This window comes from Streptomyces sp. NTD91, assembly GCF_059510455.1.
In genome coordinates this window covers 125,795-152,445 of the sequence record NZ_JCAJZW010000006.1, presented here as the reverse complement: position 1 = coordinate 152,445, position 26,651 = coordinate 125,795, and the positions used below count along the sequence as shown (strand labels likewise).

At 70.4% G+C, this 26,651-nt stretch carries 21 protein-coding genes and 1 pseudogene; 7 read left to right on the top strand and 15 right to left on the bottom strand.

The window, feature by feature from the left end:
- Positions 1-157: 157 nt before the first annotated feature.
- Positions 158-1,372, bottom strand: a complete 1,215-nt coding sequence (locus tag AC5WRT_RS09575) for an NYN domain-containing protein (protein ID WP_496092526.1) — start codon at positions 1,370-1,372, stop codon at positions 158-160.
- 225 nt (positions 1,373-1,597) lie between these two features.
- Between AC5WRT_RS09575 and AC5WRT_RS09570 the strand changes: the two genes are divergently transcribed.
- The gene (locus AC5WRT_RS09570) at positions 1,598-1,777 is read left to right on the top strand and encodes a hypothetical protein (RefSeq protein WP_330340615.1); all 180 of its coding nucleotides are present in this window, start codon (positions 1,598-1,600) and stop codon (positions 1,775-1,777) included.
- Positions 1,778-1,857: 80 nt separating this feature from the next.
- Here the strand turns inward: AC5WRT_RS09570 and dnaE are convergent, their stop codons facing one another.
- Positions 1,858-5,397, bottom strand: a complete 3,540-nt coding sequence (dnaE, locus tag AC5WRT_RS09565; protein WP_496092525.1) for a DNA polymerase III subunit alpha — start codon at positions 5,395-5,397, stop codon at positions 1,858-1,860.
- 210 nt (positions 5,398-5,607) lie between these two features.
- On the opposite strand from dnaE, the gene AC5WRT_RS09560 reads away from it, so the two are divergent.
- From AC5WRT_RS09560 to AC5WRT_RS09545, 4 genes are all read left to right on the top strand, one after another.
- The gene (locus tag AC5WRT_RS09560; protein ID WP_496092524.1) at positions 5,608-6,933 is read left to right on the top strand and encodes a DUF2252 domain-containing protein; all 1,326 of its coding nucleotides are present in this window, start codon (positions 5,608-5,610) and stop codon (positions 6,931-6,933) included.
- 68 nt (positions 6,934-7,001) lie between these two features.
- Positions 7,002-7,691: a hypothetical protein gene (locus AC5WRT_RS09555; protein ID WP_496092523.1), complete on the top strand. Its 690-nt coding sequence runs from the start codon at positions 7,002-7,004 to the stop codon at positions 7,689-7,691.
- 131 nt (positions 7,692-7,822) lie between these two features.
- A complete protein-coding gene (locus AC5WRT_RS09550) occupies positions 7,823-8,635 on the top strand; it encodes a DsbA family protein (protein ID WP_496092522.1) in 813 nt (270 codons plus the stop codon).
- 132 nt (positions 8,636-8,767) lie between these two features.
- Positions 8,768-10,435, top strand: coding sequence for an alkaline phosphatase D family protein (locus AC5WRT_RS09545; RefSeq protein WP_496092521.1), 1,668 nt, complete (start codon positions 8,768-8,770; stop codon positions 10,433-10,435).
- A 21-nt stretch (positions 10,436-10,456) separates the two neighbouring features.
- Here the strand turns inward: AC5WRT_RS09545 and AC5WRT_RS09540 are convergent, their stop codons facing one another.
- Positions 10,457-11,035: a dienelactone hydrolase family protein gene (locus tag AC5WRT_RS09540; protein WP_496092520.1), complete on the bottom strand. Its 579-nt coding sequence runs from the start codon at positions 11,033-11,035 to the stop codon at positions 10,457-10,459.
- 104 nt (positions 11,036-11,139) lie between these two features.
- On the opposite strand from AC5WRT_RS09540, the gene AC5WRT_RS09535 reads away from it, so the two are divergent.
- Positions 11,140-12,246 (top strand): mechanosensitive ion channel family protein, encoded by a 1,107-nt coding sequence (locus AC5WRT_RS09535; RefSeq protein WP_496100119.1) that lies wholly within the window; start codon positions 11,140-11,142, stop codon positions 12,244-12,246.
- Positions 12,247-12,259: 13 nt separating this feature from the next.
- Here the strand turns inward: AC5WRT_RS09535 and AC5WRT_RS09530 are convergent, their stop codons facing one another.
- From AC5WRT_RS09530 to AC5WRT_RS09505, 6 genes are all read right to left on the bottom strand, one after another.
- On the bottom strand, positions 12,260-13,000 hold the full coding sequence (locus tag AC5WRT_RS09530) for an SDR family NAD(P)-dependent oxidoreductase (RefSeq protein WP_496092518.1): 741 nt from the start codon (positions 12,998-13,000) through the stop codon (positions 12,260-12,262).
- A 102-nt stretch (positions 13,001-13,102) separates the two neighbouring features.
- Positions 13,103-14,689, bottom strand: a complete 1,587-nt coding sequence (locus AC5WRT_RS09525; protein WP_496092517.1) for a Na+/H+ antiporter — start codon at positions 14,687-14,689, stop codon at positions 13,103-13,105.
- Between the two features lie 96 nt (positions 14,690-14,785).
- A complete protein-coding gene (locus AC5WRT_RS09520) occupies positions 14,786-15,253 on the bottom strand; it encodes a GNAT family N-acetyltransferase (RefSeq protein ID WP_496100118.1) in 468 nt (155 codons plus the stop codon).
- Positions 15,250-16,194 carry an RluA family pseudouridine synthase gene (locus tag AC5WRT_RS09515; protein ID WP_496092515.1) on the bottom strand — a complete coding sequence of 315 codons (945 nt, stop codon included), beginning with the start codon at positions 16,192-16,194 and terminating at the stop codon, positions 15,250-15,252. Before AC5WRT_RS09515 ends, AC5WRT_RS09520 begins: the two co-directional genes overlap by 4 nt.
- Positions 16,195-16,267: 73 nt before the next feature.
- On the bottom strand, positions 16,268-16,837 hold the full coding sequence (lspA, locus tag AC5WRT_RS09510; protein WP_496092514.1) for a signal peptidase II: 570 nt from the start codon (positions 16,835-16,837) through the stop codon (positions 16,268-16,270).
- Positions 16,838-16,896: 59 nt separating this feature from the next.
- Positions 16,897-18,297 (bottom strand): TraR/DksA family transcriptional regulator, encoded by a 1,401-nt coding sequence (locus AC5WRT_RS09505; protein ID WP_496100117.1) that lies wholly within the window; start codon positions 18,295-18,297, stop codon positions 16,897-16,899.
- A gap of 603 nt (positions 18,298-18,900) precedes the next feature.
- Between AC5WRT_RS09505 and ileS the strand changes: the two genes are divergently transcribed.
- Complete coding sequence (ileS, locus tag AC5WRT_RS09500; RefSeq protein WP_496092512.1) at positions 18,901-22,044, top strand: isoleucine--tRNA ligase; 3,144 nt, start codon at positions 18,901-18,903, stop codon at positions 22,042-22,044.
- An 85-nt stretch (positions 22,045-22,129) separates the two neighbouring features.
- Here ileS and AC5WRT_RS09495 read toward each other — a convergent pair.
- The 6 genes and pseudogenes from AC5WRT_RS09495 to pgeF all read right to left on the bottom strand — a co-directional run.
- Positions 22,130-22,444, bottom strand: a pseudogene (locus AC5WRT_RS09495) (transposase); the annotation flags it as partial.
- A gap of 449 nt (positions 22,445-22,893) precedes the next feature.
- Positions 22,894-24,042: a DivIVA domain-containing protein gene (locus tag AC5WRT_RS09490; protein WP_496092511.1), complete on the bottom strand. Its 1,149-nt coding sequence runs from the start codon at positions 24,040-24,042 to the stop codon at positions 22,894-22,896.
- A 55-nt stretch (positions 24,043-24,097) separates the two neighbouring features.
- Positions 24,098-24,385 carry a YggT family protein gene (locus AC5WRT_RS09485; protein ID WP_023551437.1) on the bottom strand — a complete coding sequence of 96 codons (288 nt, stop codon included), beginning with the start codon at positions 24,383-24,385 and terminating at the stop codon, positions 24,098-24,100.
- A 60-nt stretch (positions 24,386-24,445) separates the two neighbouring features.
- Positions 24,446-25,087, bottom strand: coding sequence for a cell division protein SepF (locus AC5WRT_RS09480; protein ID WP_496092510.1), 642 nt, complete (start codon positions 25,085-25,087; stop codon positions 24,446-24,448).
- A gap of 128 nt (positions 25,088-25,215) precedes the next feature.
- Positions 25,216-25,935 (bottom strand): YggS family pyridoxal phosphate-dependent enzyme, encoded by a 720-nt coding sequence (locus AC5WRT_RS09475; RefSeq protein ID WP_496092509.1) that lies wholly within the window; start codon positions 25,933-25,935, stop codon positions 25,216-25,218.
- Positions 25,936-25,941: 6 nt separating this feature from the next.
- Positions 25,942-26,649, bottom strand: coding sequence for a peptidoglycan editing factor PgeF (gene pgeF / locus AC5WRT_RS09470; protein ID WP_496100116.1), 708 nt, complete (start codon positions 26,647-26,649; stop codon positions 25,942-25,944).
- Positions 26,650-26,651 lie beyond the last annotated feature (2 nt).

Here is a 26,651-nt window from a genome sequence, read left to right as displayed (position 1 = left end):
CGAGGGTACGGGGTCGGAGCCCTTTACTCGTCTTTGGGGCTGTTTCCAGGGGCGCTCCACCGCCGTCCGGAAATCGCCGTGCAGGAATTCCCGCAGCGACGGCACTCAGCGGCCGGCCGCTCTGCTGGCCCTCTCCGTCGTGCCCGCCGGCCCCGGGTCATTCCCCCGTCGTGCTCTCCGCTGCCGCCGGCACGTCGATCTCCCGCCAGAACCCCGCCCGAATGGCGTAGCGGTCGTGCTCGTCGATCTGGTCGTCCTTGTGGGCGAGCAGCCCGAACCGGGCGGCGTACCGCAGCAGCTCCCCGTCGATGCGGTGCGGGATGCGCGGGTACATCTGCGACAGCTTCTGCAGATGGCTCTGGTCGCCGAGCCGGGAGATCCAGCGGCGGGCGAAGACCTGTCCCACCTCGTACGGGTCGCCGCCGACGGCGGTGATGTCCTCCTCCCGGTCGGCCCACCGCTGCTCGGCGGTGGTGAGCTGGGCCAGCGTCGGCATCGATGCGACGTCGGGAGGCTCGGCGACCACGCCCGGCCGGTCGACCCAGCCCTTGTCGGAGGACCAGCGCAGGGTCGCGGTCGCCGGGTGCTGGGCGGGCTGGCCGCCGGGAGCGCGCAGGGCCGCGAGGTCCTTGGGGGTGGGGACGCCCTTGGGGGCCGTGGCCCGCTCGTGGGTGCCGTTCTCCGTCGCAGCGGCCGGCTGGGGCGCGCCCTGGCCGGCCGGCCGCTCGGCCGCCGCGGCGAGGGCCGACTCCGGCAGCGGCGCGGACAGGATCGCGGCGATCTCGGGCCGGGGCGCCGGCGGAGGAGCGCAGACGCCGGTCAGTTCCTTGGCGCGGACGGCCTGGGTGATCCAGGCCCGGTCCAGCACGCGCCGCTCGTCGGCCTCGGCTACCAGGTCCTCGGACTGGTTGTAGTCGCCGTCGGCTGCCTGTACGGCCCACAGGTGGACGGCGACACCGTGCTCCTTGGCGGCCATCATGCCGGGCAGCAGATCGCCGTCGCCCGTGACGAGGACGATGTCGGAGCAGGCACGGTTGCGGGCCAGCTCGGTCAGCTCCGCGTGCATGGCGGCGTCCACGCCCTTCTGGGCCCACCGTCCGTCGCTGCGGGTGAGGGCACCCAGCCGGACGGTGACCCGGGGCATCACGCGCAGGCGGCGATGCTCCGGTTGGGGGACCCGGTCGGGGGCGCCGTCGAACCAGTAGATGCGCAGCAGCGGACGCTCGGTCTCCGACTCGGCGCGTACCCGCAACGCCTGGATCAGTGCGGTGTGGTCGACGGTGATCCGGGACCTGGACGGCTCACCGGCGAGGAGGCTGGCGGCGGCTCCCAGCAAGTACCCGGCGTCCACCAGGACGATGCAGCGGTCCACGCGACTCACCCTCTTCCCGGCAGGTTTTGCTTCGGACTTCCTTCGAGTCTGCCCGACCGTGCGGGGCTTAACGGCCCGAACTCGATCTTCGGCGTGGCGTTTGCGGGACCCGCTCGCCCACCTGCCCTGTCACACACGGTAATTATCCGACATGCGCTTGATGTCAGCGTATGTGAATCTGGTCCCGGCCCTGGCCCCTAGATCCCCCACAGGAGGCAGATCACCATGGCCAAGAACAAGAACCGCAAGCAGGCTGGCCCGCAGAACCGCGCTCAGCACAGCGAGCACACGCAGGAGCGCGCACAGCGTCCGTCGGCGGAGGAGCACGAGTCCCCGATGGCGGGCGTCGCGAGCAGCCCCGCGGATGCTGCTGGTAAGAAGCGGAAGAGCTTCGGCCACAACTAAGGGCAGTTGAAGCCCAGGCACACAGGAGGGGCGCACCCTGTGCGGGTGCGCCCCTTCGTGCGTGCTCGCGTGCTGAAGGGTCAGCCGGCCAGGCAGGACGGGCCGAGCAGCACCTTCAAGTCGCCGAAGAGCGCGGGATCGGGCTTGACCCGGTGCCGGTCCAGGCGCAGCACGGTGGTCTTGCGCGGGCCCTGGAGCTTGATGCGGACCTCGCTGTCGCCCTTGTGGTGACTGAGGATCTCGCCGAGGCGGCTGACCATGGGCGGAGTGACCTTCACGGCCGGGATGGTGAGGATCACGGGGGCGTTGGTGCCCGCGTTGGAGAGGTCCGGGACCATCAGCTCCATGGCGACGAGCCGGGGCACGTCCTCGCGCTTGTCGAGGCGTCCCTTGACGAACACCACCGCGTCCTCGACGAGTTGGGTGGACACCAGCTGGTAGGTCGCCGGGAAGAACATGCACTCGATGGAGCCGGCGAGGTCCTCGACCGTGGCGATGGCCCAGGCGTTGCCCTGCTTGGTCATCTTGCGCTGCAGGCCGGAGATGATGCCGCCGATGGTGACGACCGCGCCGTCCGCGTGCTCGCCGCCGGTGAGCTGGGCGATGCCCGCGTCGGCCTTGTCGGACAGCACGTGCTCCAGACCGAAGAGCGGGTGGTCGGAGACGTACAGACCGAGCATCTCCCGCTCCTGGGCGAGCAGATACGTCTTGTCCCACTCGTCGGGGGAGAACTCCACGTCCAGTCCGAAGCCGGGCTCGCTGCCGGTGTCCTCGCCCATGCCGCCGAAGAGGTCGAACTGCCCCTCGGCCTCCTTGCGTTTGACCGCGACCACGTTGTCGATCATCGGCTCGTACTGCGCCATGAGCCCCTTGCGGGTGTGACCCATGGTGTCGAAGGCGCCCGCCTTGATCAGCGATTCGGTGGTGCGCTTGTTGCAGACCACCGCCTCGACCTTGTCGAGGTAGTCGGGGAAGGAGGCGTACTTCCCTTTCGCCTTGCGGCACTTGATGATCGACTCGACGACGTTGGTGCCGACGTTGCGGACGGCGGAGAGGCCGAAGAGGATCACGTCGTCGCCCTGGGCCGCGAAGTTCGCCTCGGACTCGTTGACGTTCGGCGGGAGCACCCGGATGCCCATGCGGCGGCACTCGTTGAGGTAGACCGCCGACTTGTCCTTGTCGTCCTTGACCGAGGTGAGGAGCGCGGCCATGTACTCGGCGGGGTGGTTCGCCTTCAGGTACGCCGTCCAGTACGACACCAGGCCGTACGCGGCGGAGTGCGCCTTGTTGAACGCGTAGCCGGCGAAGGGAACCAGCACGTCCCACAGGGCCTGGATGGCTTCGTCGCTGTAGCCGTTCCTGCGGGCGCCGGCCTGGAAGATGGTGAAGTTCTTCGCCAGTTCCTCTGGCTTCTTCTTGCCCATCACGCGGCGGAGGATGTCGGCCTCGCCAAGCGAGTAGCCCGCGATGATCTGGGCGGCCTTCTGCACCTGCTCCTGGTAGACGATCAGGCCGTAGGTGACGTCCAGGACCTCCTTGAGCGGCTCCTCCAGCTCGGGGTGGATCGGCGTGATCTCCTGCTGCCCGTTCTTGCGGAGCGCGTAGTTCGTGTGGGAGTTCATGCCCATCGGGCCCGGGCGGTACAAGGCCGACACGGCGGAGATGTCTTCGAAGTTGTCCGGCTTCATCAGGCGCAGCAGCGAGCGCATCGGGCCGCCGTCGAACTGGAAGACGCCGAGGGTGTCGCCGCGCTGGAGCAACTCGAAGGTCTTGGGGTCGTCGAGCGGCAGGGACAGCAGGTCGATGTCGAGGCCCTTGTTGGCCTTCACCATCTTGACCGCGTCGTCCATGATCGTGAGGTTGCGCAGGCCCAGGAAGTCCATCTTCAGCAGGCCGAGCGACTCACAGCTCGGGTAGTCCCACTGCGTGATCGTCACACCGTCGGTGTGCCTGACCCAGACCGGGACGTGCTCGGTGATGGTCTCGCTGGACATGATCACGCCGGCCGCGTGCACGCCCATCTGCCGGACCAGGCCCTCGACGCCGCGCGCGGTGTCGATGACCTTCTTGACGTCCGGCTCGTTCTCGTACATCGAGCGGACCTCGCCGGCCTCCGAGTAGCGGGGGTGGCCGGGGTCGGTGATGCCGGACAGCGGGATGCCCTTGCCGAGGACGTCGGCGGGCATGGCCTTGGTGATGCGGTCGCCCATCGCGTACGGGTAACCCAGCACGCGCGCGGAGTCCTTGATGGCGTTCTTGGCCTTGATGGTGCCGTAGGTGCCGATCATGGCGACCTTGTCGGCGCCGTACTTCTCGGTCACGTACCGGATCACCTCGACGCGCCTGCGCTCGTCGAAGTCGATGTCGACATCGGGCATCGAGATGCGCTCGGGGTTGAGGAACCGCTCGAAGATCAGGCCGTGCGGGATGGGGTCGAGGTCGGTGATCCCGAGGGCGTAGGCGACGATCGAACCTGCGGCGGAGCCTCGGCCGGGGCCGACCGCGATGCCGTTCTTCTTGGCCCACATGATGAAGTCGGCGACCACGAGGAAGTAGCCCGGGAACCCCATCTGGATGATGACGTCCATCTCGTACTCGGCCTGCTTCTGGCGGTCCTCGGGGATGCCGCCCGGGAAGCGGCGCTCCATGCCGCGGCGGACCTCCTCCTGGAACCAGGTGACCTCGGTGTAGCCCTCGGGGATGTCGAACTTGGGCATGAGGTCGCGCTTCTCGAACATGCCGGTGGTGTCGACCATCTCGGCGACGAGGAGCGTGTTGGCGCAGCCCTCCTGCCAGGCGTCCGAGGAGTCGATGGCGTACATCTCCTCCGTCGACTTCAGGTAGTAGCCGGTGCCGTCGAACTTGAAGCGGTCCGGGTCGGAGAGGTTCTTGCCGGTCTGGATGCACAGCAGGGCGTCGTGCGCGGTCGCCTCGTGCGCGTACGTGTAGTGCGAGTCGTTGGTGACCAGCGGGGGGATGCCGAGTTTCCTGCCGATCTCCAGCAGGCCGTCGCGGACCCGGCGCTCGATCTCGATGCCATGGTCCATCAGCTCCAGGAAGTACCGGTCCTTGCCGAAGATGTCCTGGTAGTCGGCGGCGGCCTTCAGGGCCTCGTCGAAGTGGCCGAGGCGCAGCCGGGTCTGCACCTCGCCCGAGGGACAGCCGGTGGAGGCGACGATGCCCTCGGACCACTGGGCGATGGTCTCCTTGTCCATCCGGGGCCACTTCTGCAGCCAGCCCTCGGCGTAGGCGTCGGAGGAGAGACGGAAGAGGTTGTGCAGGCCCGTCCTGTTCACCGCCCACATGGTCTTGTGGGTGTAACCACCGGAACCGGAGATGTCGTCCCGCTTCTGGTGCGGCTGGCCCCAGAGGATCTTGCGCTTGTTGCGCCGGGACTCGGGGGCGACGTACGCCTCGATCCCGATGATCGGCGTGATTCCGGCCTTCTTCGCGGAGTGGAAGAAGTCGTACGCCCCGTGGAGGTTGCCGTGGTCGGACATGGCGATGTGCGTCATCCCCATCTCGTTGCACGCGTTGAACATGTCCTTCAGCCGCGCGGCACCGTCCAGCAGCGAGTACTGGGTGTGGACGTGCAGGTGCGTGAAGGGCGGCTTCGACACGGTTGAGCCTCCGGGGGAAACATTCGGCGACGGGCTGGCGGACAGTTCTGGGGTCGGCGTCGAAGTCTATGCCGGGGCACTGACACTCGGCGGGCTTCCCCGCGTACCTTCATCCGGGAACCGGGCACTCCCGCGTGGCGTCGCCCGTTGGAGACGACAGAAACGCTGTCGTACAGGTCATTCAGGCACAGCACCAGGAGGCACCCAGCGATGTCGGTCCACCGGCTCAACGACGAGCAGCGCGGCGAGGAGATCCTCGCCGTCTTCGACACCGCCTTCGGCCGGCTCCTGGCCGCCGACCCGGCCGCGTTCCGGGTGAAGTTCCGGAAGATGGCGGCCTCGGCGTTCGCGTTCTACCGGGGCACGGCGTGCCTCTTCTACCACGACCTCGACGCCGACAAGCGCGGTGGTCCCTTTCTGGACGACCGCACCTCGCGCGTGTGGATCCACGGCGATCTGCACGCGGAGAACTTCGGCACGTACATGGACTCCAACGGCCGCCTGGTCTTCAACGTCAACGACTTCGACGAGGCCTACGTCGGCCCGTTCACCTGGGACCTGAAGCGCTTCTCGGCGTCGGTCGCGCTCATCGGGTACGCGAAGGCGCTCAGTGACGAGCAGATCACCGAGCTGGTGCGGACCTACGCCGGCGCCTACCGCGAGCGCATCCACGCCCTGGCCACGGGCGCGAAGAGCGACGAGGTGCCGCCGTTCACCCTGGACACCGCCGAGGGCCCGCTGCTGGGCGCCCTGCGCGCCGCCCGCTCGCTGACCCGTTTCGAGCTGCTGGACTCGATGACGGAGATCCGCGACTTCGAGCGCCGCTTCGCGCCGGGCGGCGGCTCCATCGAGCTGGACGCGGCGACCCGCTACAAGGTGCTGGCCGCCTTCGACGGCTACCTGGAGACGCTGCCGGACTCCTCGCTGACCCGCCCGGACTCCTACCGCGTGAAGGACGTCGTCGGCCGCCGCGGCATCGGCATCGGCTCGGCGGGCCTGCCGTCGTACAACATCCTCCTGGAGGGGCACAGCGACGCCCTCGAGAACGACGTCGTCATCTACATCAAGCAGGCCCAGACCCCGGCCGTCTCCCGGCACATCGCGGATCCGGCCGTCGCCGGCTACTTCCAGCACGAGGGCCACCGCACGGTGATCTCCCAGCGTGCCCTCCAGGCGCACGCCGACCCGTGGCTGGGCTGGACCGAGCTGGACGGGGCGGGCCAGCTGGTGGCCGAGGTCTCGCCGTACGCGGTCGACCTGGACTGGGACGACATCGACGACCCCGAGGAGATCGCGCAGGTCGTCGCCGACCTGGGCCGGGCGACGGCCACGATGCACGCGGCGGCGGACGACACCTCCGGCGAGTCCCTGGTGCCGTTCTCCACCGAGCGGGCCATCGACGCGGCCCTCGCGGCCGACGAGGAGGGCTTCGCGCCCCTCCTGGTGGACTTCGCGCACGCCTACGGCGCACGCGCGCGTGCCGACCACCAGATCTTCGTCGACCTCTTCCGCAACGGCCGGATTCCGGGGCTGTAGGCTTCGCGGACCCACAGGCACCCTTTAAGGGTCCTTTAACCGCGTACGTGACACACTCTTCTCTCACCATGGACATATCCGGGACCCAGCTCAGAGCCGTGCGCGCGGCGCTGTTCACGGCTGTCGTCGTAACGCTCAGCACCGCGTCGCACGTCCTGCTGTCCCGGGCCCCGCTGCCGGTGGCGACGGTGCTGGCGGTCTGTGCCGGGGTGTTCGTCACCGCGTACGCGCTGGCGGGCCGCGAGCGCCGCTTCGGCCGGATCGCGGCCCTGCTGGTCCCGCTGGAGCTGGCCGCCGACACCGTCTTCACCACGGGGCAGCAGACCTGTTACGGCCGGGCCGGCGGCCCGGTCGCCGGCCCGCTGCACGCCTTCGGTTTCAACGTGCTGTGCCAGGGCGGTGCCGTCGGCTCCCCGCTCGCCCGGATGACCGGGGCGCAGGGGCGCCCCGAGGCGCTGCTCGCGCACGCCACTCCGGCGGCCGCCTGGCTGCTGCTGGCCGCGCACGTCGGCGTGGGCCTGCTCGCCGCCGCCTGGCTGCGCCGGGGCGAGCGGGCGCTGGTGCAGCTGCTGCGCGCGGTCGCCGCCACCACCTTCCGGCCGCTGCTGCTCGCGGCGGCCTCGGTCGCTGTGCGGCCCGCCACGGTGCGCCGGCTGCCGCGCCCGGCCCCACGCCGGGTCGCCGCCCGCGACCGGCTTCTCGTGCACTCCCTGGGACGGCGTGGACCGCCGTGCTCCCCCGCCCTCGCCGTCCGCTGAGCGGCGCCGCCCGATCGACACCGGCTCCGCGGCGCCCGTACGGACGGCCCGGACGGCGGTACCGAGCACACCCAGTCCCCCACACGTATCCCGCGTACGGCATGTGCGCGTCCCACACGGAGATCACCAACATGAGCAAGCGGAACAGCCAGACGGCGAAGACGGCGGCCCGGGAGCGGCTGCGCCAGGAGCGCGAGCGGCAGGCCAAGCGCGACAAGGCCAAGCGGCAGATCATCGTGGCCGCCTCGGTGGTGGCCGTCCTGGCCGCGGCCGGCGGCATCGGCTACGCCGTCGTCCAGGCGAACAAGCCCACCGGGTGGGACGCCGCGAAGACCGAGCCGCTCGTGAAGCCGGCCAACACCACCGGCGCGGACGGCACGACCGTCCTCATAGGCAAGAGCACCGCCAAGAAGACCCTCACCATCTACGAGGACCCGCGCTGCCCGATCTGCGCGCAGTTCGAGCAGACGGTCGGCGCGACCGTGAAGAAGGACGTCGACGACGGCAAGTTCAAGCTGCGGTACGTCGGTGCCACCTTCCTCGACAAGAACCTGCCCGGTGTGGGTTCCAAGAACGGCCTGAGCGCCCTGGGAGCCGCACTCAACGTCAGCCCCGAGGCATTCCTCGAGTACAAGGCCGCGATGTACTCGACGAAGTGGCACCCCGACGAGAACGACGACAAGTTCAAGGACGACGCCTACCTGATCAAGATCGCCGACACGGTGCCCGCGCTGAAGGGCAACGCGGCGTTCCAGAAGGCGGTCAAGGACGGCACCTACGACCGGTGGGCGCTGGAGGAGTCCAAGATCTTCGACAAGGACGGCATCCAGGGCACCCCGACCCTGAAGATGGACGGCAAGACGCTGACGGGCGCCGACGGCAAGAACCCGCCGATGACCGTGGCCGAGTTCGACACGGCCGTCGACGCGGCCCTCAAGGGCTGATGACCGCCTCCATGGGCTGAGGGCCGCCGTCACGGGCCGACGGCCCGCCGGAAACCGACCGTCGCGTGAAGAGCGGGCGAACTTCGGGAGTTCGCCCGCTCGCGTGCGTACCGATCAGTAACCTGATCGGTCGTGACCAGTCGATACAGATCACTTCCGGCCTCCGAAGGCCGCACCCTCTCACCCCGCCGCCGTACGGTCGTCAAGGCCGCGGCGGCGACCGCTGTTCTGGCCGGCCCGCTCGCCGCCTCCCTTCCGGCGCGCGCCGCCGATCAGGCCCCCGCCTTCCTGCACGGTGTCGCCTCCGGCGACCCACTGCCCGACGGGGTCCTGCTGTGGACCCGGGTGACCCCGACCCCCGAGGCCGTACCCGGCTCCGGGCTCGGCCCGGACACCGAGGTGAGCTGGGTCGTCGCCAGGGACAAGGCGTTCACCGGCATCGTCGCCAAGGGTTCGGTCACCGCGACCGCGGCCCGTGACCACACCGTGAAGGCCGACGTCCGAGGTCTCGCCCCGGCGACCGACTACTGGTTCCGCTTCTCGGCCGGCGGCACCGACTCCCCGGTCGCCCGCACCCGCACCGCGCCCGCGGCGGACGCGAACGTGCCCTCCCTGCGCTTCGGCGTGGTCACCTGCGCCAACTGGGAGGCCGGCTACTTCGCCGCCTACCGTCACCTCGCGGCCCGCGGCGACCTGGACGCCTGGCTCCACCTCGGCGACTACATCTACGAGTACAAGTCCGGCGAGTACGCGGCGCGCGGCACGGTCGTCCGCCCCCACACGCCGGCCAACGAGATCATCACGCTCGCCGACTACCGGATCCGGCACGCCACGTACAAGACCGACCCAGACCTGCAGGCCCTGCACCTGAAGGCACCGGTCATCGCGATCTGGGACGACCACGAGTTCGCCGACAACGCCTGGTCGGGCGGCGCGGTCAACCACACCGAGGGCGCCGAGGGCACCTGGACCGCCCGCAAGGCCGCCGCCAAGCAGGCCTACTTCGAGTGGATGCCCGTCCGCCCCGCGATCGAGGGGACCACCTACCGACGGTTGCGCTTCGGCAAGCTCGCCGACCTGTCCCTGCTGGACCTGCGCTCCTTCCGCTCCCAGCAGGCCTCCGCGGGCAGCGGCTCGGTGGACGACCCCCACCGGACGATCACGGGCCGGGCCCAACTGGACTGGCTGAAGGCCGGGTTGAAGGCCTCGGACACGAAGTGGCGGCTGGTCGGCAACTCGGTGATGATCGCACCGTTCGTCATCGGTTCCCTCACCGCCGACCTGCTCAAGCCGCTCGCCAGGCTGCTGGACCTGCCACAGGACGGCATCGGCGTCAACACCGACCAGTGGGACGGCTACACCCACGACCGCCGCGAACTCCTCGACCATCTGCGCTCCAACGGCATCGGCAACACCGTCTTCCTGACCGGTGACATCCACATGTCCTGGGCCAATGACGTGCCGGTGGACGCCGGCACCTATCCGCTGTCGCCGTCGGCGGCCACCGAGTTCGTGATCACCTCGGTCACCTCCGACAACCTCGACGACATCGTCAAGGTCCCCGAGGGCACGGTCTGCGCCGTCGCCGCGCCGCTCATCGAGGCCGCCAACCGGCACGTGCACTGGGTGGACACCGACCGGCACGGCTACGGCGTGCTGGACATCACCGCCGACCACGCGCAGATGGACTACTACGTCCTGTCCGACCGCACCGACCGGGACGCGACAGCGCAGTGGGTCCGCTCCTACCGCACCCGCAGCGGCACGCAGAAGGTCGAGCGGACCTACGACCCGGTGTAGCAGGTCCCGCTCGGTCTTCGGCTACCCGGCTCGCAAGCCGTCGAGGAAGCCGAGCGCCACCCGCCAGGTGGCCTCGGCGGCCTCGCGGTCGTAGTCCGGAAGGCCGGGGTCGGTGTAGAGGTGCCCGGCCCCGGCGTACCGGTAGACCTCCACATCGGCTCCGGCCCGGCCCATCTGCAGATACCAGGCGGTCAACCAGTCGTCCGTCTCGAACGGGTCGGGCTCGGCCACGTGCAGCTGCACCGGCAGCCCTTCCGCATGGGCGTTCGGCGCGATGTCCGAGGTGCCGTGCACAAGCAGCAGCCCGCGCGCCTTGTCGTCACCGAGCGCGAGGGTCTGGGCGATGGACGCGCCGAGCGAGAACCCCGCGTACACCAGACCGCGGTCCGAGTACGGCGCCGCCGCCAGCACGGCCCGCTTCAGCAGCTCCTCCTTGCCGATCGACTCCTTGAACTCCATGCCCTCCTCGACGGTGTCGAACGTGCGCCCCTCGAAGAGGTCCGGCGTCCACACCTCGTGGCCCGCCCTGCGCAGCCGGTCCGCGGCGTCGCGCACCGCGGGCCTGAGGCCGTACGTCGAGTGAAAAAGCATGATGTTCATGAGGCAATCGTGCCAGCCGGTGCCGCGGTGCCGGAGCCGCCGTACCCGGGAACGCGCGGAACTCACATGTTCATCGCCGCCGGGCACCGGTTAGGAGCGGTGGCATGGAGAATCTCGTCCGCCCTGTGATCGTGATCGGTGGCTCGGTGCTGCTCACCCTGGCCGTCGGCTGGGCCACCGACCGGCTGCTGCGCAAGGCCGACGAACGCGACCACGACTCACCCCTGTGGGAACTGCTGCGCCGCGGCCGCATCCCCTATCAGCTCGTGCTGTGCGCCGCCCTGCTCCGCGGCTCCTACGACCAGGCGAAACTGCTGGAGCAGCACCAGGTGGGCATCGGGCGGGCCCTGACCCTGGTGCTGATCGGCTCTGCCGCCTGGCTGATGATCCGCATCGCCGCGGCGATCGTCGAGACCACCTACAGTCGCTACGCCCGGGCGCACCGGGATGCGGCCCGGGTGCGCAGGGTGCGCACACAGGTGGAGCTGATCATGCGGGTCGTGTCCGCGATCGTCATCGTCGTCGCCGTCGCCGCCATGCTGCTGACGTTCCCGGCGATGCGCGCCGCCGGCGCCTCGCTGCTGGCCTCCGCGGGCATCGTCGCCGCCATCGCCGGTGTGGCCGCCCAGTCGACCCTCGCGAACATGTTCGCCGGCCTGCAGATCGCCTTCGGGGACATGGTGCGCATCGGCGACACGGTCGTCGTGGACGGTGAGTGGGGCACGGTCGAGGAGATCACCCTGACCTTTCTGACGGTACGGACCTGGGACGAACGCCGGATCACGATGCCGGTGTCCTACTTCACCTCCAAACCCTTCGAGAACTGGTCGCGGGGCACCCCGCAGATGACCGGCACCGTCTTCTGGCACCTCGACCACAGCGCGCCCGTCGAGGCGATGCGCGCCAAGCTGCGGGACATCCTGCGCGAGAGCCCCGCCTGGGACGGCCGCGCCTACGGCCTGGTGGTGACCGACAGCACGCCGAACACCGTCCAGGTGCGCGCCCTGATGACCGCGAAGGACTCCGACGACATCTGGACGGTCCGGGTCACGGTCCGCGAGCAGATGATCGCCTGGCTGACCGCGGAGCACCCGTACGCGCTCCCCCGCGTCAACCACTCCGACGCGGTGCTCCCGCCGCAGCGACGCCCGTCGCCCGACGGCACGTCACTGCGCAAGGGCCACGACCTGCCGCGCACCGGCCGGGGCTGACCGGCGCCGCGTCTCAGTGACCGCGCTCGGCCCCGCCGTTGACCTGGACGATCTGCGAGGTGACATGCGCGGCGCCGGGCGAGGCCAGCCAGTGCAGGGTCGCGGCCACGTCGCCCGGTATCCCGGCGCGGCCGGTCAGCGTCTCCCCGATGAGACGCGCCCGCCGCTCCGCGTCCATGGAGTCCCCGAAGAACTCGGTGTCCTCGACGAACCCCGGCGCGACCACGTTCACGGTGACGCCGCGCGGCCCCAGTTGCCGGGCCAGATCGTGCGCGTAGGGATGCAGCGCGGCCTTGGCCGCCGCGTAGGCACCGCTGCCGGAGCCGCGGTAGGCGGCGATGGAACTGATGAAGAGGACCCGGCCGCCCGGCGCGGCGAGCCGGTCCTTGAGCGCTTCCGTGAGGAGCGCTGCCGTCAGCACGTTCTGCCGGAAGTTGACGGTCCAGCGGTGGGCCACCCCGTCCAGGGGGTCGTCGCTCGCGGCGGGGTGCTCCCGGTTCCCGGCGCCACCGGCCGCGTGCACGAGAACGTCGACGGTGCCCAGCTCCTGGGCCACGAACCGGGCCACTCGGCGCACCTGGTCGGGCACGGTCAGATCGGCGGCGTGGGTCAGCGCCCCGGGCACCGCGGCCTTCTCCAGCACCTCCGCTCGCCGCCCGAGCAGCAGCACCCGGTCGCCGTCCGCCGCGAACGTCTGCGCCGTCGCCAGCCCGATGCCCGTGCCGCCACCACTGATCACGATGTTGCGAGTCATGATCCGAGAGTAGGAGCCGGGCGCCGGACGTGCCCGGTTTCATCCACAGGGCCGCCATGTTTGTATGACCGTTCATCCACAGGGGCTACGGGCCTTCGGTGATCACCGCAGGCTGCGCACGTCGAGGTGCCTGAGCACCCGGTCCACGATCTCGGGATCCGCGCCCGGCTCGCTGCGTGCCGAGAGCACTTCGTGCCGTGCCGCGCTCAGCATCTCGTTCTGGATGTTCCGGATGTGCCTCAGCCGCTCGGCCCGCTGGTGATGCGCCTCCCGCCGCTCCTCCTCCCCCATGTCGGGGCTGATCCGGATCCCGATGTCGAAGGCGCGCCGCAGCATCTGCTCGGACAGCTCCTCGGGCAGATCCTCCACCTGCTCGATCTCCCGCAGCCTGTGCTTGGCCGCCTTCGCGGCCCGCACCGCGAGCTCCTTCTCGAACTCCTTCTCCCGCTCGGAGTCGGCCCGCACCCCGAGCCACCTGACGAGGGACGGCAGCGTGAGCCCCTGCAGGACCAGCGTGACGATGATGACCCCGAAGGCGATGAAGACGATCTCGTCGCGGGCGGGGAACGGGGCGCCGACGTCGGTCTTCAGCGGCACGGCCAGCGCCAGCGCCACCGAGGCCACCCCGCGCATCCCGGACCACCACATCACGACGGTCTCGCGCCAGCTCACCGGGATCTCCTCGTCGTAGTCCCGCCGCGCGTGCAGCCGCTTGGTCAGCCAGGTCGCGGGCAGCAGCCACACCAGCCGTACGACGATCACCACGCCCACGACGGTGCCGGCCCAGCCGAGCAGCTCTCCCCAGCGGCCCTGGGCCGTGCGGACGGCGTTGTGCAGTTCGAGACCGATGAGTCCGAAGGCCACCCCGGTGACCAGGGTGTCGATGATGTCCCAGAAGGTGTGCCCGGCCAGCCGCGTCATCACGTCGTCGGCGTCGGTGGCGTACTCGGCGAGGAACAACGCCGTGGTGAGCACGGCGAGCACCCCGGAGCCGTGCAGCTTCTCCGCGAGCACGTACGAGGCGTACGGCACCAGTAGGGTCATGCCGATCTGCAGGGTCGGATCGCCCAGCAGGTCCATGAGCCTGTTCGCACCCCAGCCGAGCACCAGGCCCACGACCAGCGCGACGACGGCGGACAGCACGAAGTCCAGGCCGGCCCGCCAGGCCGAGAACGACCCGCTGAGCACCGCGGCGATCGCCACGTGGTACAGCACGATGGCGGTGACGTCGTTGAAGAGCCCCTCGCCCTCCAGGATGGACACCAGGCGGCGCGGCAGCCCCAGTTGTCCGGCGACGCTGGTCGCGGCGACCGGGTCGGGCGGGGCGACCAGCGCGCCCAGCGCGACGGCGGCGGCGATCGGCAGTCCCGGCACGATCGCGTGGGCGACGACCGCCACACACACCGTCGTCACGAAGACCAGGGCCACGGCCAGCAGGAGGATGGGGCGGACGTTGGCCGCGAACTGCCGCCAGGAGGTGCGCCGTACGGCGGCGTAGAGCAGGGGCGGAAGCAGACTCGGCAGGATCAGTTCCGGCGGGATGTTCACGTCGGGCACGAAGTCCGCCACCGCGAGGACCCCGCCGAACAGGGTCATCAGCACCGGCGCCGGCACCCCCGACCGGTCCCCCACCGGGACGCTCACCAGGGCCCCGAGCAGCAGGACGAACAGCAGAGCCAACTGATCCACGGACGGGCTCCGGGGTCGACGATCACATGGACTTCAAGCCTGCCGTCCGCCCGGCGGCAACACTGACACCTGCCTACGCCGGGCGCGGCGCGAGGTCTACACGGCGCGGCGCATCGCCCGGTGCGGGATGCCGGCGTCCGGGAACTCCGGACCGTACGCCGTGTAGCCGAGGCGCTCGTAGAAGCCCAGCGCGGGGGTCTGCGCGTGCAGGTCGACCGTGGTGAGGCCACGCGCGCGTGCCGCGTCCTCGATGGCCCGCACCAGGGCCGCGCCGACGCCGAGTCCGCGGGCCTCGCCGGCGACGGCGAGCCGCCCCAGGGAGCCCACCGAGGGATCCCCGCCGGTCTTCGCCGTCGCGGTCTCGCCGTGCAGCAGCCGCCCGGTGCCCAGCGGCACACCGTCCTCGCGGACCGCCAGCACATGCACGGCGACCGCGTCGTAGGCGTCGTACTCGATGTCCTCGGCGACGCCCTGCTCGCGGACGAAGACCTCCTTGCGGACCGCGAAGCAGGCCTCGCGGTCGACGGCGTCCTCGGCGACCCGGACCGTGTACGGCACGTTCATGCGTACGTCTCCTCCCGCACCTGGTCGAGGGCCTTCTGGAGGTCCGCGGGATACTCGCTCTCGAACTCCACCCACTGGCCGTCGGCGGGGTGTTCGAAGCCGAGGCGCACGGCGTGCAGCCACTGGCGGGTCAGGCGCAGCCGCTTGGCGAGCGTCGGATCGGCGCCGTAGGTGAGGTCGCCGACACAGGGGTGACGGTGGGCGGCCATGTGGACGCGGATCTGGTGGGTCCGGCCGGTCTCCAGCTTCACGTCCAGCAGCGAGGCCGCGCGGAACGCCTCGATGAGGTCGTAGTGCGTCACCGAGGGCTTGCCGTCGGCCGTGACCGCCCACTTGTAGTCGTGGTTCGGGTGACGGCCGATCGGCGCGTCGATCGTGCCGCTCGTGGGGTCCGGGTGGCCCTGGACCAGCGTGTGGTAGCGCTTGTCGACCGTGCGCTCCTTGAACTGGCGCTTGAGCGAGGTGTAGGCCCGCTCCGACTTGGCGACCACCATCAGGCCCGAGGTGCCCACGTCGAGGCGGTGCACGATGCCCTGGCGCTCGGCGGCGCCGGAGGTGGAGATCCGGTATCCGGCGGCGGCGAGGCCGCCGATGACGGTGGGGCCGCTCCAGCCCGGCGAGGGGTGAGCGGCCACGCCGACCGGCTTGACGATCACGACCACGTCCTCGTCGTCGTGCACGATCTCCATGCCCTCGACCGGCTCGGCGACGATCTGCACCGGCGCGGGCGCCTGAGGCATCTCGACCTCCAGCCAGGCGCCGCCGCGCACCCGCTCGGACTTGCCGACCACCGTGCCGTCGACCTGGACCTTGCCGGCCGCGGCCAGCTCCGCCGCCTTGGTGCGGGAGAAGCCGAACATGCGGGAGATGGCGGCGTCGACGCGCTCGCCCTCCAGACCGTCGGGCACGGGCAGGGTACGGATCTCGGGAATCGTGCTCACCCGTCGAGTATGCCGGACGGGTGGAACCGGCCCGCACGAGCCTGTGGAAAACCCGCCGCGGACGGCGCCGGCCTCAGTCCCTGTGGAGCGTGCCGTCCGGGTCGAGGCCCCGGAAGGACAGCAGCACGATCAGGATGCCGCCGCACACGATCGCCGAGTCGGCCAGGTTGAACACCGCGAAGCCCTTGGGCGCGATGAAGTCGACGACCTTGCCCTCGAAGACGCCGGGCGACCGGAAGATCCGGTCGGTGAGGTTGCCGAGCGCGCCGCCGAGCAGCAGGCCGAGGGCGATGGCCCAGGGATAGCTGTACAGCTTGCGGGCCAGTCGGATGATCACCACGATCACGGCCGCGGCGATCAGGGTGAAGATGACCGTGAAGGCCTGGCCGAAGCCGAAGGCCGCCCCCGGGTTGCGGGTGGCGCTCAGCTCAAGCCAGTCCCCGACGAGCTTGATCGGCTCGTGGCCCTCCAGCTTGGCGACCACGAGCAACTTGCTGGTCAGGTCGAGGGCGTACGCGAACGCGGCCACCGCGAACAGCAGGGCGATCCGGCGCCCGCGACGCCCCCGCTCCTGAGCCGGGGCCTGCTCGCCGCTGCCGTCCGGGGTGTCCGGCGTACCGATGATGCGCTCCGCCTCTGCCACGTGAGTCCCTCAACCTAGGTGCCTGACTGAGGACGAGACTACGACACGGCCGCGCTCATTCAGGAGCGGCGTTCCTGCTTCTGCTTGCACTCGACGCACAGGGTGGCCCGGGGGAAGGCCTGCATCCGGGCCTTGCCGATGGGGTTGCCGCAGCTCTCGCACAGGCCGTAGGTGCCCGCGTCCAGCCGGTCCAGGGCGCGCCCGGTCTGGATCAGCATGTCGCGCGCGCCCGCGGCCAGCGCCATCTCGTGCTCGCGCGTGATGTTCTTGGCGCCGATGTCGGCCTGGTCGTCGCCCGCGCCGTCCCCGGAGTCCCGCATCAGCCCCGCGAGAGACGCCTCGGAGGAGCTGATCTCCTCCTGCAGCCGCTCCGCCTCGGACAGCAGTTCGGCACGGGCCTCGGCGACCTCCTTTGCCGTCCAGGGATCCTCGCCGGGGCGCACCGCCAGCTCGCCGGGCTCCACCGCGGCGTCCCGCGCCTTGGGAACGGCGGTTTCCGCCGTGGCCGTGCCAGGAGTCTTCTTCGCAACCACTGTCGTGGCTCCCGTCTGCTTGGCGGCCCGCGCCGCGCCCGCTGTCTTGGCCCTGCTCGTGTCGGCCGCCTCCGGGGAGACGCCCGGTGCGGCCGCCTTCCCGCCGCCGGCCTTCCCGGCCGCCGGCTTCTCCACGGCCGTCTCGTCCACCGCTCCCTTCGCCACCGGTTTCCTGCCGCCGGTCTTCTCGGCCGCCGCCTTCCTGGACGGAGCCGCCTTCTCGGACGGAGCCGCCTTCTCGGGAGGAGCCGCCTCCGTCGCCGCGTCGCGGGTTCCCGCCTTCCCGGCCGACGCGGTCCTGGCCGCCGTCCTCTTGCCGGACGCCGAGGCTTTCTCACCGGCCGCCGTCCTGGCAGCGGATTTCCCCGCCGCGGCCCTCCCTCCCGAGGTCCCGGGCGAGGTCTCCTTGGCCGGGGTCCGCTTGGCGGCGGACTTCTCGGCGGCTGTCTCCTTGACGGCGGTCTTCTTGGCGGCCGTAACCCTCGCTGCCGCCCTCTGGGCAGCCGCCGCCTCGGCGGTGCCCTGACCGGCGGCGGCCTTTCCGGCCGAGGCCTTCTCGGGCGCGGCTTTCCTGGCCACGGTCTTCTCAGCGACCGTGCCCCCGGCAGCGGACCTCTTCGCTGCGGATGCCCTGGCCGCCGACGTCTTGGCGGCGGACTTCCCGGGGGCCGTCCTCTTCCCGGCCGTGGCCCCGGCACCGGCCGCGGCCCCGCTGCCCGCCGTCCTCCGGGCGGCCGGCTCCTTCGGTGCCGGGTCTCTCAGCGCCGTCCTCCTCCCGGCCGGCTCCGCGTTCCCGCCGCCGGTCAGCCTCTTCTTCCCGGCCGCTCGCCTGGCCTCGCCGCCCGAGGCGGCCGCGGCGCCGGAGGCGGCCGCGTCCCGGCGTCGGCCGGTCGCCGGCTGCTGTACGGCGGTCTTTTTCGCCACCATGGCCGCGACCCCTTCACATATTGTGATCATGTTCGCGAATCGTGCTGGGACGATAAATCGACTTGAGTCCCGCGGCAACGGGGCACACCGCCTGATTCGCCCGCCCGCACCCCCGGCGCAGCGGGCCTGCATCGGTTGTGCCCAGCTCCCCGCCGGGTAATCCGCCGTGCCCGGCCTCCCCGGATCCGGGCGCCCGCCCCCTGGCCGTTCGGGTCATCCCGGGCCGCCGTGGAGCCCTCGGCCGCACCGCGTGGAAACCGGTCAGCCGCTGTCCGCTCGGCGCCGTACACTGGGCGGAGCGAAAAGCGTGGATGGGGACGAGTAGCGGCGTACGCGGCCCAGAGCGACCCGGGGACGGTGTGAGCCCGGGGGCGAGCGCGACGTGAAGATCACCCCGGAGCCGCCGGAAGAAAGCCGGAGCCACTGGGCGAGGGCGAGTAGAACCGGCTTCGCGACCCCAATGAGGGGGCTCACCGGCGCGTACGCGCGGCGGAGGGCCAAGGAGGGTGGTACCGCGGGAGCGCGCCGCACACGGCGTAGGCAGGATCGAAGGCTCTCGTCCCTCCGACGGAAGGCAGCAAGTCCGTTGGAGGATGCTCGCAGATGACAGCGCCGACGTACCGCCAGGTGCCCGCACAGGTCGACCTGCCCGCTCTTGAGCACGCCGTGCTCGACTTCTGGCACGACCAGAAGATCTTCGCCAAGAGCCTGGAGCAGTCCGACAGCCGCCCTGAATGGGTGTTCTACGAAGGGCCGCCCACCGCCAACGGCATGCCCGGCGCCCACCACATCGAGGCGCGCGTCTTCAAGGACGTCTTCCCCCGCTTCCGCACCATGCGCGGCTACCACGTGGCCCGCAAGGCCGGCTGGGACTGCCACGGCCTGCCCGTCGAGCTCGCGGTCGAGAAGGAGCTGGGCTTCTCCGGCAAGCAGGACATCGAGGCCTACGGCATCGCCGAGTTCAACGCCAGGTGCCGCGAGTCCGTGACCCGGCACACCGACGCCTTCGCCGAGCTGACGACCCGCATGGGCTACTGGGTCGACCTGGACGACGCCTACTGGACCATGGACCCCGAGTACGTGGAGTCGGTCTGGTGGTCGCTGAAGGAGATCTTCGGCAAGGGGCTCCTCGTCCAGGACCACCGCGTCGCCCCCTGGTGCCCGCGCTGCGGCACCGGCCTGTCGGACCACGAGCTGGCGCAGGGCTACGAGACGGTCGTCGACCCGTCCGTGTACGTCCGCTTCCCGCTCACCTCCGGTCCGCTCGCCGGCGAGGCCGCGCTCCTGGTGTGGACGACGACCCCCTGGACCCTGGTGTCCAACACGGCCGTCGCCGCGCACCCCGAGGTGACCTATGTCGTCGCGACCGACGGCGAGGAGAAGCTCGTCGTCGCCGAGCCGCTGCTCGCCAAGGCGCTCGGCGAGGGCTGGGAGAGCACGGGCCAGACCTTCACCGGCGCGGAGATGGAGCGCTGGACGTACCGACGTCCGTTCGAGCTCGTGGAGTTCCCGGAGCCGGCGCACTTCGTGGTGAACGCCGAGTACGTGACGACCGAGGACGGTACGGGTCTGGTCCACCAGTCCCCCGCCTTCGGTGAGGACGACCTCAAGGTCTGCCGTTCCTACGGTCTGCCGGTGGTCAATCCGGTCCGCCCGGACGGCACCTTCGAGGAGGACGTACCACTGGTCGGCGGCGTCTTCTTCAAGAAGGCGGACGAAAAGCTCACCGAGGACCTGAAGCAGCGCGGCCTCCTCTTCAAGCACCTGCCGTACGAGCACAGCTACCCGCACTGCTGGCGCTGCCACACCGCGCTGCTCTACTACGCGCAGCCCTCCTGGTACATCCGCACGACGGCGATCAAGGACCGCCTCATCCAGGAGAACGAGAAGACCAACTGGTTTCCCGACACGGTCAAGCACGGCCGGTACGGCGACTGGCTGAACAACAACATCGACTGGGCGCTGTCCCGCAACCGCTACTGGGGCACCCCGCTGCCGATCTGGCGCTGCGAGGAGGGCCACCTCACGTGCGTCGGCTCCCGCGCGGAGCTGACCGAGCTGTCCGGCAGCGACCAGTCGGACCTGGACCCGCACCGCCCGTACATCGACGAGGTCACCTTCGCCTGCCCGCACGAGGGCTGCGGACAGACGGCCACGCGCGTTCCGGAGGTCATCGACGCCTGGTACGACTCGGGTTCGATGCCGTTCGCGCAGTGGGGCTACCCGTACAAGAACAAGGAGCTGTTCGAGAGCCGGTACCCGGCGCAGTTCATCTCCGAGGCCATCGACCAGACCCGGGGCTGGTTCTACACGCTGATGGCCGTCGGCACCCTCGTCTTCGACAAGTCGTCGTACGAGAACGTCGTCTGCCTGGGCCACATCCTGGCCGAGGACGGCCGCAAGATGTCCAAGCACCTCGGCAACATCCTGCAGCCGATCCCGCTCATGGACCAGCACGGCGCGGACGCGGTGCGCTGGTTCATGGCGGCCGGCGGTTCCCCCTGGGCGGCCCGTCGGGTCGGCCACGGCACCATCCAGGAGGTCGTCCGCAAAACGCTGCTGACGTACTGGAACACGGTCGCCTTCCAGGCGCTGTACGCGCGTACGTCCCAGTGGGCGCCCAGCACCGCGGACCCGGCCCCGGCCGAGCGCCCGCTGCTGGACCGCTGGCTGCTGTCCGAGCTGCACGCGCTGACCGACCAGGTGACGCAGTCCCTGGAGGCGTACGACACCCAGCGCGCCGGCAAGCTGCTGTCCGCGTTCGTCGACGACCTGTCCAACTGGTACGTCCGCCGCTCGCGCCGCCGTTTCTGGCAGGGCGACAAGGCCGCGCTGCGCACGCTGCACGAGGTGCTGGAGACGGTCACCAGGCTGATGGCGCCGATCACCCCGTTCATCACCGAGCGGGTGTGGCAGGACCTGGTCGTGCCGGTGACCCCGGGCGCGCCGGAGTCGGTGCACCTGGCCGTCTGGCCTGAGGCCGACCTGTCCGCGATCGACCCGGAGCTGTCGAAGCAGATGGTCCTGGTCCGTCGGCTGGTGGAGCTGGGCCGCGCCACGCGCGCGGAGTCGGGTGTCAAGACGCGTCAGCCGCTGTCCCGCGCGCTGATCGCGGCGGCCGGCTTCGATTCCCTGGACCCCGAGTTGCACACCCAGATCACCGAGGAGCTGAACGTGTCCTCGCTGGCGTCGCTGTCCGAGGTCGGCGGCTCGCTGGTGGACACCACCGCCAAGGCCAACTTCCGGGCGCTGGGCAAGCGGTTCGGCAAGCGGGTGCAGGACGTGGCGAAGGCGATCGCGGACGCGGACGCGGCGGCGCTGTCCCTGGCGCTGCGCGAGGGCACGGCCTCCGTGACGGTCGACGGCGAGACGGTCGCCCTCGCCCCGGACGAGGTGATCATCACCGAGACCCCGCGCGAGGGCTGGTCGGTGGCCTCCGACTCGGGTGCCACGGTCGCCCTGGACCTGGAGATCACGGAGGAGCTGCGGCAGGCGGGCCTGGCCCGGGACGCGATCCGGCTGATCCAGGAGGCCCGGAAGAACAGCGGGCTGGACGTGGCCGACCGGATCGCTCTGCGCTGGACCTCCACCGACCCGACGGTGGTCGCGGCGCTGGCCGAGCACAGCGCGCTGATCGCCGAGGAGGTCCTGTCGACCGACTTCGCCCAGGGTGAGGCCGACGACACCTTCGGCGAGCCGTTCACCGACGAGGGTCTGTCGCTGGCGTTCCGCCTGCGGAAGGCGTAAGCACCCGGCGAGCCGAGAGGGCCCGGACTCCGTGAAGGCTGCTGTTGGTTGATTCGGGCCTGGTTGCTTCGCCCCGTCGTTGTACGGCGGGGCGAAGTGCTGTAAGGGGGCTGGTTCGGGTGCGGGCTCGGGGCGTGTTGGTGAGCCGGGCGTTGATACGGACGAGGTTGACGGCGGCGCCGGTGAGCTGGTGCTGGAGGCGGGTCCTGGCGAGGCCTCGGTAGCGTGTTCTGCGCAAGTCGCAGGCTTGGACTGCCTGGGAGATGGTGCCTTCGACGCCAGCCCGGATCCTGTAGCGGGCCTTCCAGCCGTCTGTGGCCTGGAGGGCACGGGCCTGTTGGGGAGCGTGGTATTCCTCGCGGGGCCGCAGGTTGAGTTCGCGCTGGATTCCGTTGGGCGAGTTTGCAACACCAGCACCAGCACCAGTCGCCCCGGTGACCAGGCAGGCTTCCCCCGCGCCGGGAACAGGCCAGCGAACTGCCCGTCGCTGAACAACGGCCCCGGCTCGTCCCGCACCCGAACCGCCAGACTCCCTTTCGGGAACGCAGCCCGCGCCACCCGCACCGTCTCCGACGGGACCTCTCCAGACCCCTTCGGCTGCATCGACATCCGCACCCGCCCCATACGACAACGTCGGCCTTCAAGACCACAACCGGGTCTCGAAGGCCGACGTCACACGCAGGCCCGAACGAACCAACAGCATCCCGTGAAGGAGCCGGGCCCTCTTCATGGTCCCGTCCGGCACTTGCCTCTCAACCCGCGTAAAACAGGGCGGGCTCCCGGGACCGAAGTCCGGGGGCCCGCCCTGTTGAGCGCTGCCGACGCCGTTGTCGTACTAGTGCCCGATGCTCAGTTGTCGTCCTCGTCGATCAGGAACCCGCGCATCGGCGAGGGTGCCTGTCCCATCGGGGACGGGCCCTGCGGGCGAACCGGGGCCATGGGCTGGGTCATGGCCGGGGTCATCTGCTGCTGACCGCCGTAGGACGGGGACGGACCGGGGTTGCCGCCCATCGTCTGGTTACCGCCGTAGGACGGGGCGCTCGCGCCGGCCGGGGCCATGGAGGGCGCCGGGGACGGCGGCAGCGACGCGGTCCCCGGAGTCCGCGGCGGGGCCAGGGAGTCGTCGGCCTGGGTCTCCAACTGGCGCAGCTGGGACTCGAGGTACGACTTCAGGCGCGTGCGGTACTCGCGCTCGAAGCCGCGCAGGTCCTCGACCTTGCGCTCCAGCGTGGCGCGGGCGGACTCCAGGGAGCCCATCGCGACGCGGTGCTTCTCCTGCGCGTCCCGCTCCAGGGCGTCGGCCTTGGCACGGGCGTCACGCTCCAGACCCTCGGCGCGGCTGCGGGCCTCACCGACGATCTTGTTGGCCTCGGAGCGGGCCTCGGCGATCGCCTGGTCGGCGGTCTGCTGGGCCAGCGAGAGGACACGGGCGGCGCTGTCGCCGCCGGGGCCCTGACCGGGCATGCCCATGGGACCACCCATGGGGCCGCCCATCGGCTGCTGCATGGGCGGCTGGCCGCCCATCGGGCCCTGACCCATCGGACCCTGACCCATCGGACCCTGACCCATCGGGCCGGGACCCTGCGGGCCGCCCTGACCGCCGGGACCGGCGGGCAGCTGCGGGGCACCGCTCGGCAGCTGGGGCGGGCCCCCCATGGGGCCGCCCATCTGCTGCTGCGGCGGGCCCGATATCCCGGCGGGCACCGGAGCGCCGGGACCTCGCATGCCCTGCTGCTGCGGGTGCTGCGGGTGCTGGGGATGCTGGGGGTGCTGCTGGTCCTGCTCCGGCGGGCCCTTGCGCATGTTCTGCTGGTTCTGGGCCGCCGCACGGGTCGCCGCGGCCAGCTTGGCACGCAGGTCCTCGTTCTCGCGGAGCAGACGGGTCAGTTCGGCTTCGACCTCGTCGAGGAAGGCATCGACCTCGTCCTCGTCATAGCCTTCTCGGAGGCGGACGGTCGTGAACTGCTTGTTCCGCACGTCCTCGGGGGTCAACGGCATCTCTTCACCTCAACGTAGTCATCGGCAGTCGGCAAGACCGTATCGTCCACCCTCATCACATGAAGCTCCCCGTGATGGAGAGGAGGATGTAGACGATGATCATCAGTACGAAGAAGGACAGGTCGAGCGCCACGCCCCCGAGACGCAGCGGCGGGATGAACCGCCGCAGAAGCTTCAGCGGTGGATCGGTGACAGTGTAGGTGGCCTCCAGTACGACCACCATCGCCTTGCCGGGTTGCCACGAGCGGGCGAACTGGAACACGTAGTCCATCACGAGCCGGAAGATGAGCACGACGAGGAACACCAGCAGCGCGGTGTGGACCACCGTGATGAACACGCTCATGGCCTGCGCTTCCCTCTCCCCTGTCCGTGCTCTTCCGAACCTGATCCGGTTGCCTGCGTCTCAGCTCTGGTTGAAGAACCCGCCCTCTGCGATGCGGGCCTTGTCCTCCGCCGTGACATCGACGTTAGCAGGAGACAACAGGAACACCTTCTGCGTCACCCGCTCGATGCTGCCGTGAAGACCAAACACCAAACCGGCCGCAAAGTCGACAAGTCGCTTCGCGTCTGTGTCATCCATCTCAGTCAGATTCATGATCACCGGGGTGCCCTCACGGAAGTGTTCCCCGATGGTACGGGCCTCGTTGTAGGTCCGGGGGTGAAGCGTGGTGATCCGGTAAGGCTCTCGCTCGGACACGACCTTGGGCATGATCACCGGTGCGTTCTTCTCGAGGGACTGGCGTTCTTGTGTGATGGATGCCACGGGCGCGATCCGCGCCGGACGCCCGGATTCAGCGGCGAGCGAAGTCGAACGGGCCACCGGCTCGCGCGGCGCGGGCGGTTGCACGATTCGCACCTCTTCGTCCCTTTGGGGCTGATGTGCGTTATGTGACTGATGTGACGACTCGTGCCGTCGATGGTCCCGTTCCGGCTCCGGGTCCAACTCGGGCTCGAAGTCGTCGTCGGGGTCGAATCCGCGGCCGTCGTACCCATCGTCCTCCACGAGGCCGAGGTAGACCGCCATCTTGCGCATCGCGCCGGCCATGCTCTGAGTCCTCCGCTCTGTGGTGGATCGGCTGACGACTGCCAAGTGCCCGCGATCCACGAGGTCGTTGCGCCCGCCTTCACAGGCACTGACCATATTTTCTGCTGTGGTCCGACTTCTTGGCGACGTTACCCGAGCCTGGGGCGGACTCCGAGTACCGCAGTGCCGACGCGCACATGTGTCGCCCCGGCAGCCACGGCCTGTTCGAGGTCCGCACTCATCCCTGCCGACACCATGGTTGCAGCCGGATGGGCTCGGCGCAGGTCGGTCGACAAATCCATGAGCCGTTCAAACGCCGCTCGTTCGCGCCCCGCGTACCGTCCGGCCAGCGGAGCGACGGTCATCAGCCCGTCGAGTCGCAGCCCCGGCGCCCGTGCGACGAGGTCGGCCAACTCTTCGATTCCGTCCGGGGCCACGCCTCCGCGCTCCCCACGGCCGCTCTCCTCCGCGTCCAGCGCGACCTGGATCAGGCAGCCGATCTCACGGCCTGCCCGTACGGCCTCCTTCGACAGGGCGGTGACGAGCTTGGCGCGGTCGAGGGACTGCACGACATCGGCGTAACCGACCACAGAACGCACCTTGTTGGTCTGCAACTGACCCACAAAATGCCATTTAAGGGGCAGATCCGCACATGCGGCAGCCTTCGGCGCCGCGTCCTGGTCGCGGTTCTCGGCGACATGGCGCACACCGAGTCCGGCCAGGATCCGCACATCGCTCGCCGGGTAGGTCTTGGTGACCACGATCAGGGTCACCTCCTCCCGCTTGCGTCCGGCCGCCACACACGCGGCGGTGATGCGCCCCTCCACTTTCGCCAGATTTGCGGCGAGTTCGGTCTTACGGTCCGTCATGCCCCATCAGTCCAGCCAGACGTAGCCCGCGAGCCGCCCGGTGGTGCGGTCACGGCGGTACGAGAAGTGATCGTCCGACTCCAGCGTGCACTCCGGCGACTGCGCCCGGTCGCACACCCCGAGCCGGTCGAGCTGCGCGTGCACGCCGGCGCTCACATCGACCGCCGGCGTGCCCCAGCTGGTCTCGGCGTGCGCCGCCGGCTCGACGGCCGCCACCTCGGCGCGCATCTCCTCGGGCACCTCGTAGCACCGCCCGCACACGGCCGGTCCGGTGCGGGCGACGATCCGGCCCGGCTCGGCGCCGAGGTCGACCATCGCCCGTACGGCGGCCGGGACGACGCCCTTGACCATGCCGGGCCGGCCCGCGTGCGCCGCCGCGGCGACCCCGGCCACCGGATCGGCCAGCAGCACCGGCACGCAGTCGGCGGTGAGGACGGCGAGGACGAGCCCGCGGCGGGGAGTGACGATCGCGTCGACCTCGGGCACCGGGTGCTCGCCCCAGGGCTCGTCCACCACGGCCACGTCGGCGCCGTGCACCTGGTTCATCCACACGACCCGGTCCGGGTCGACACCGAGCGACTCGGCCGCGATGACCCGGTTGGCCCGTACGGCCTCCGGGCCGTCGCCGACCGCGCCGCCGAGGTTCAGCTCCTCATACGGAGCGGCGCTCACCCCGCCCCACCGGTCGGTGAAGGCGAAGTGCGCGCCGCTCACGC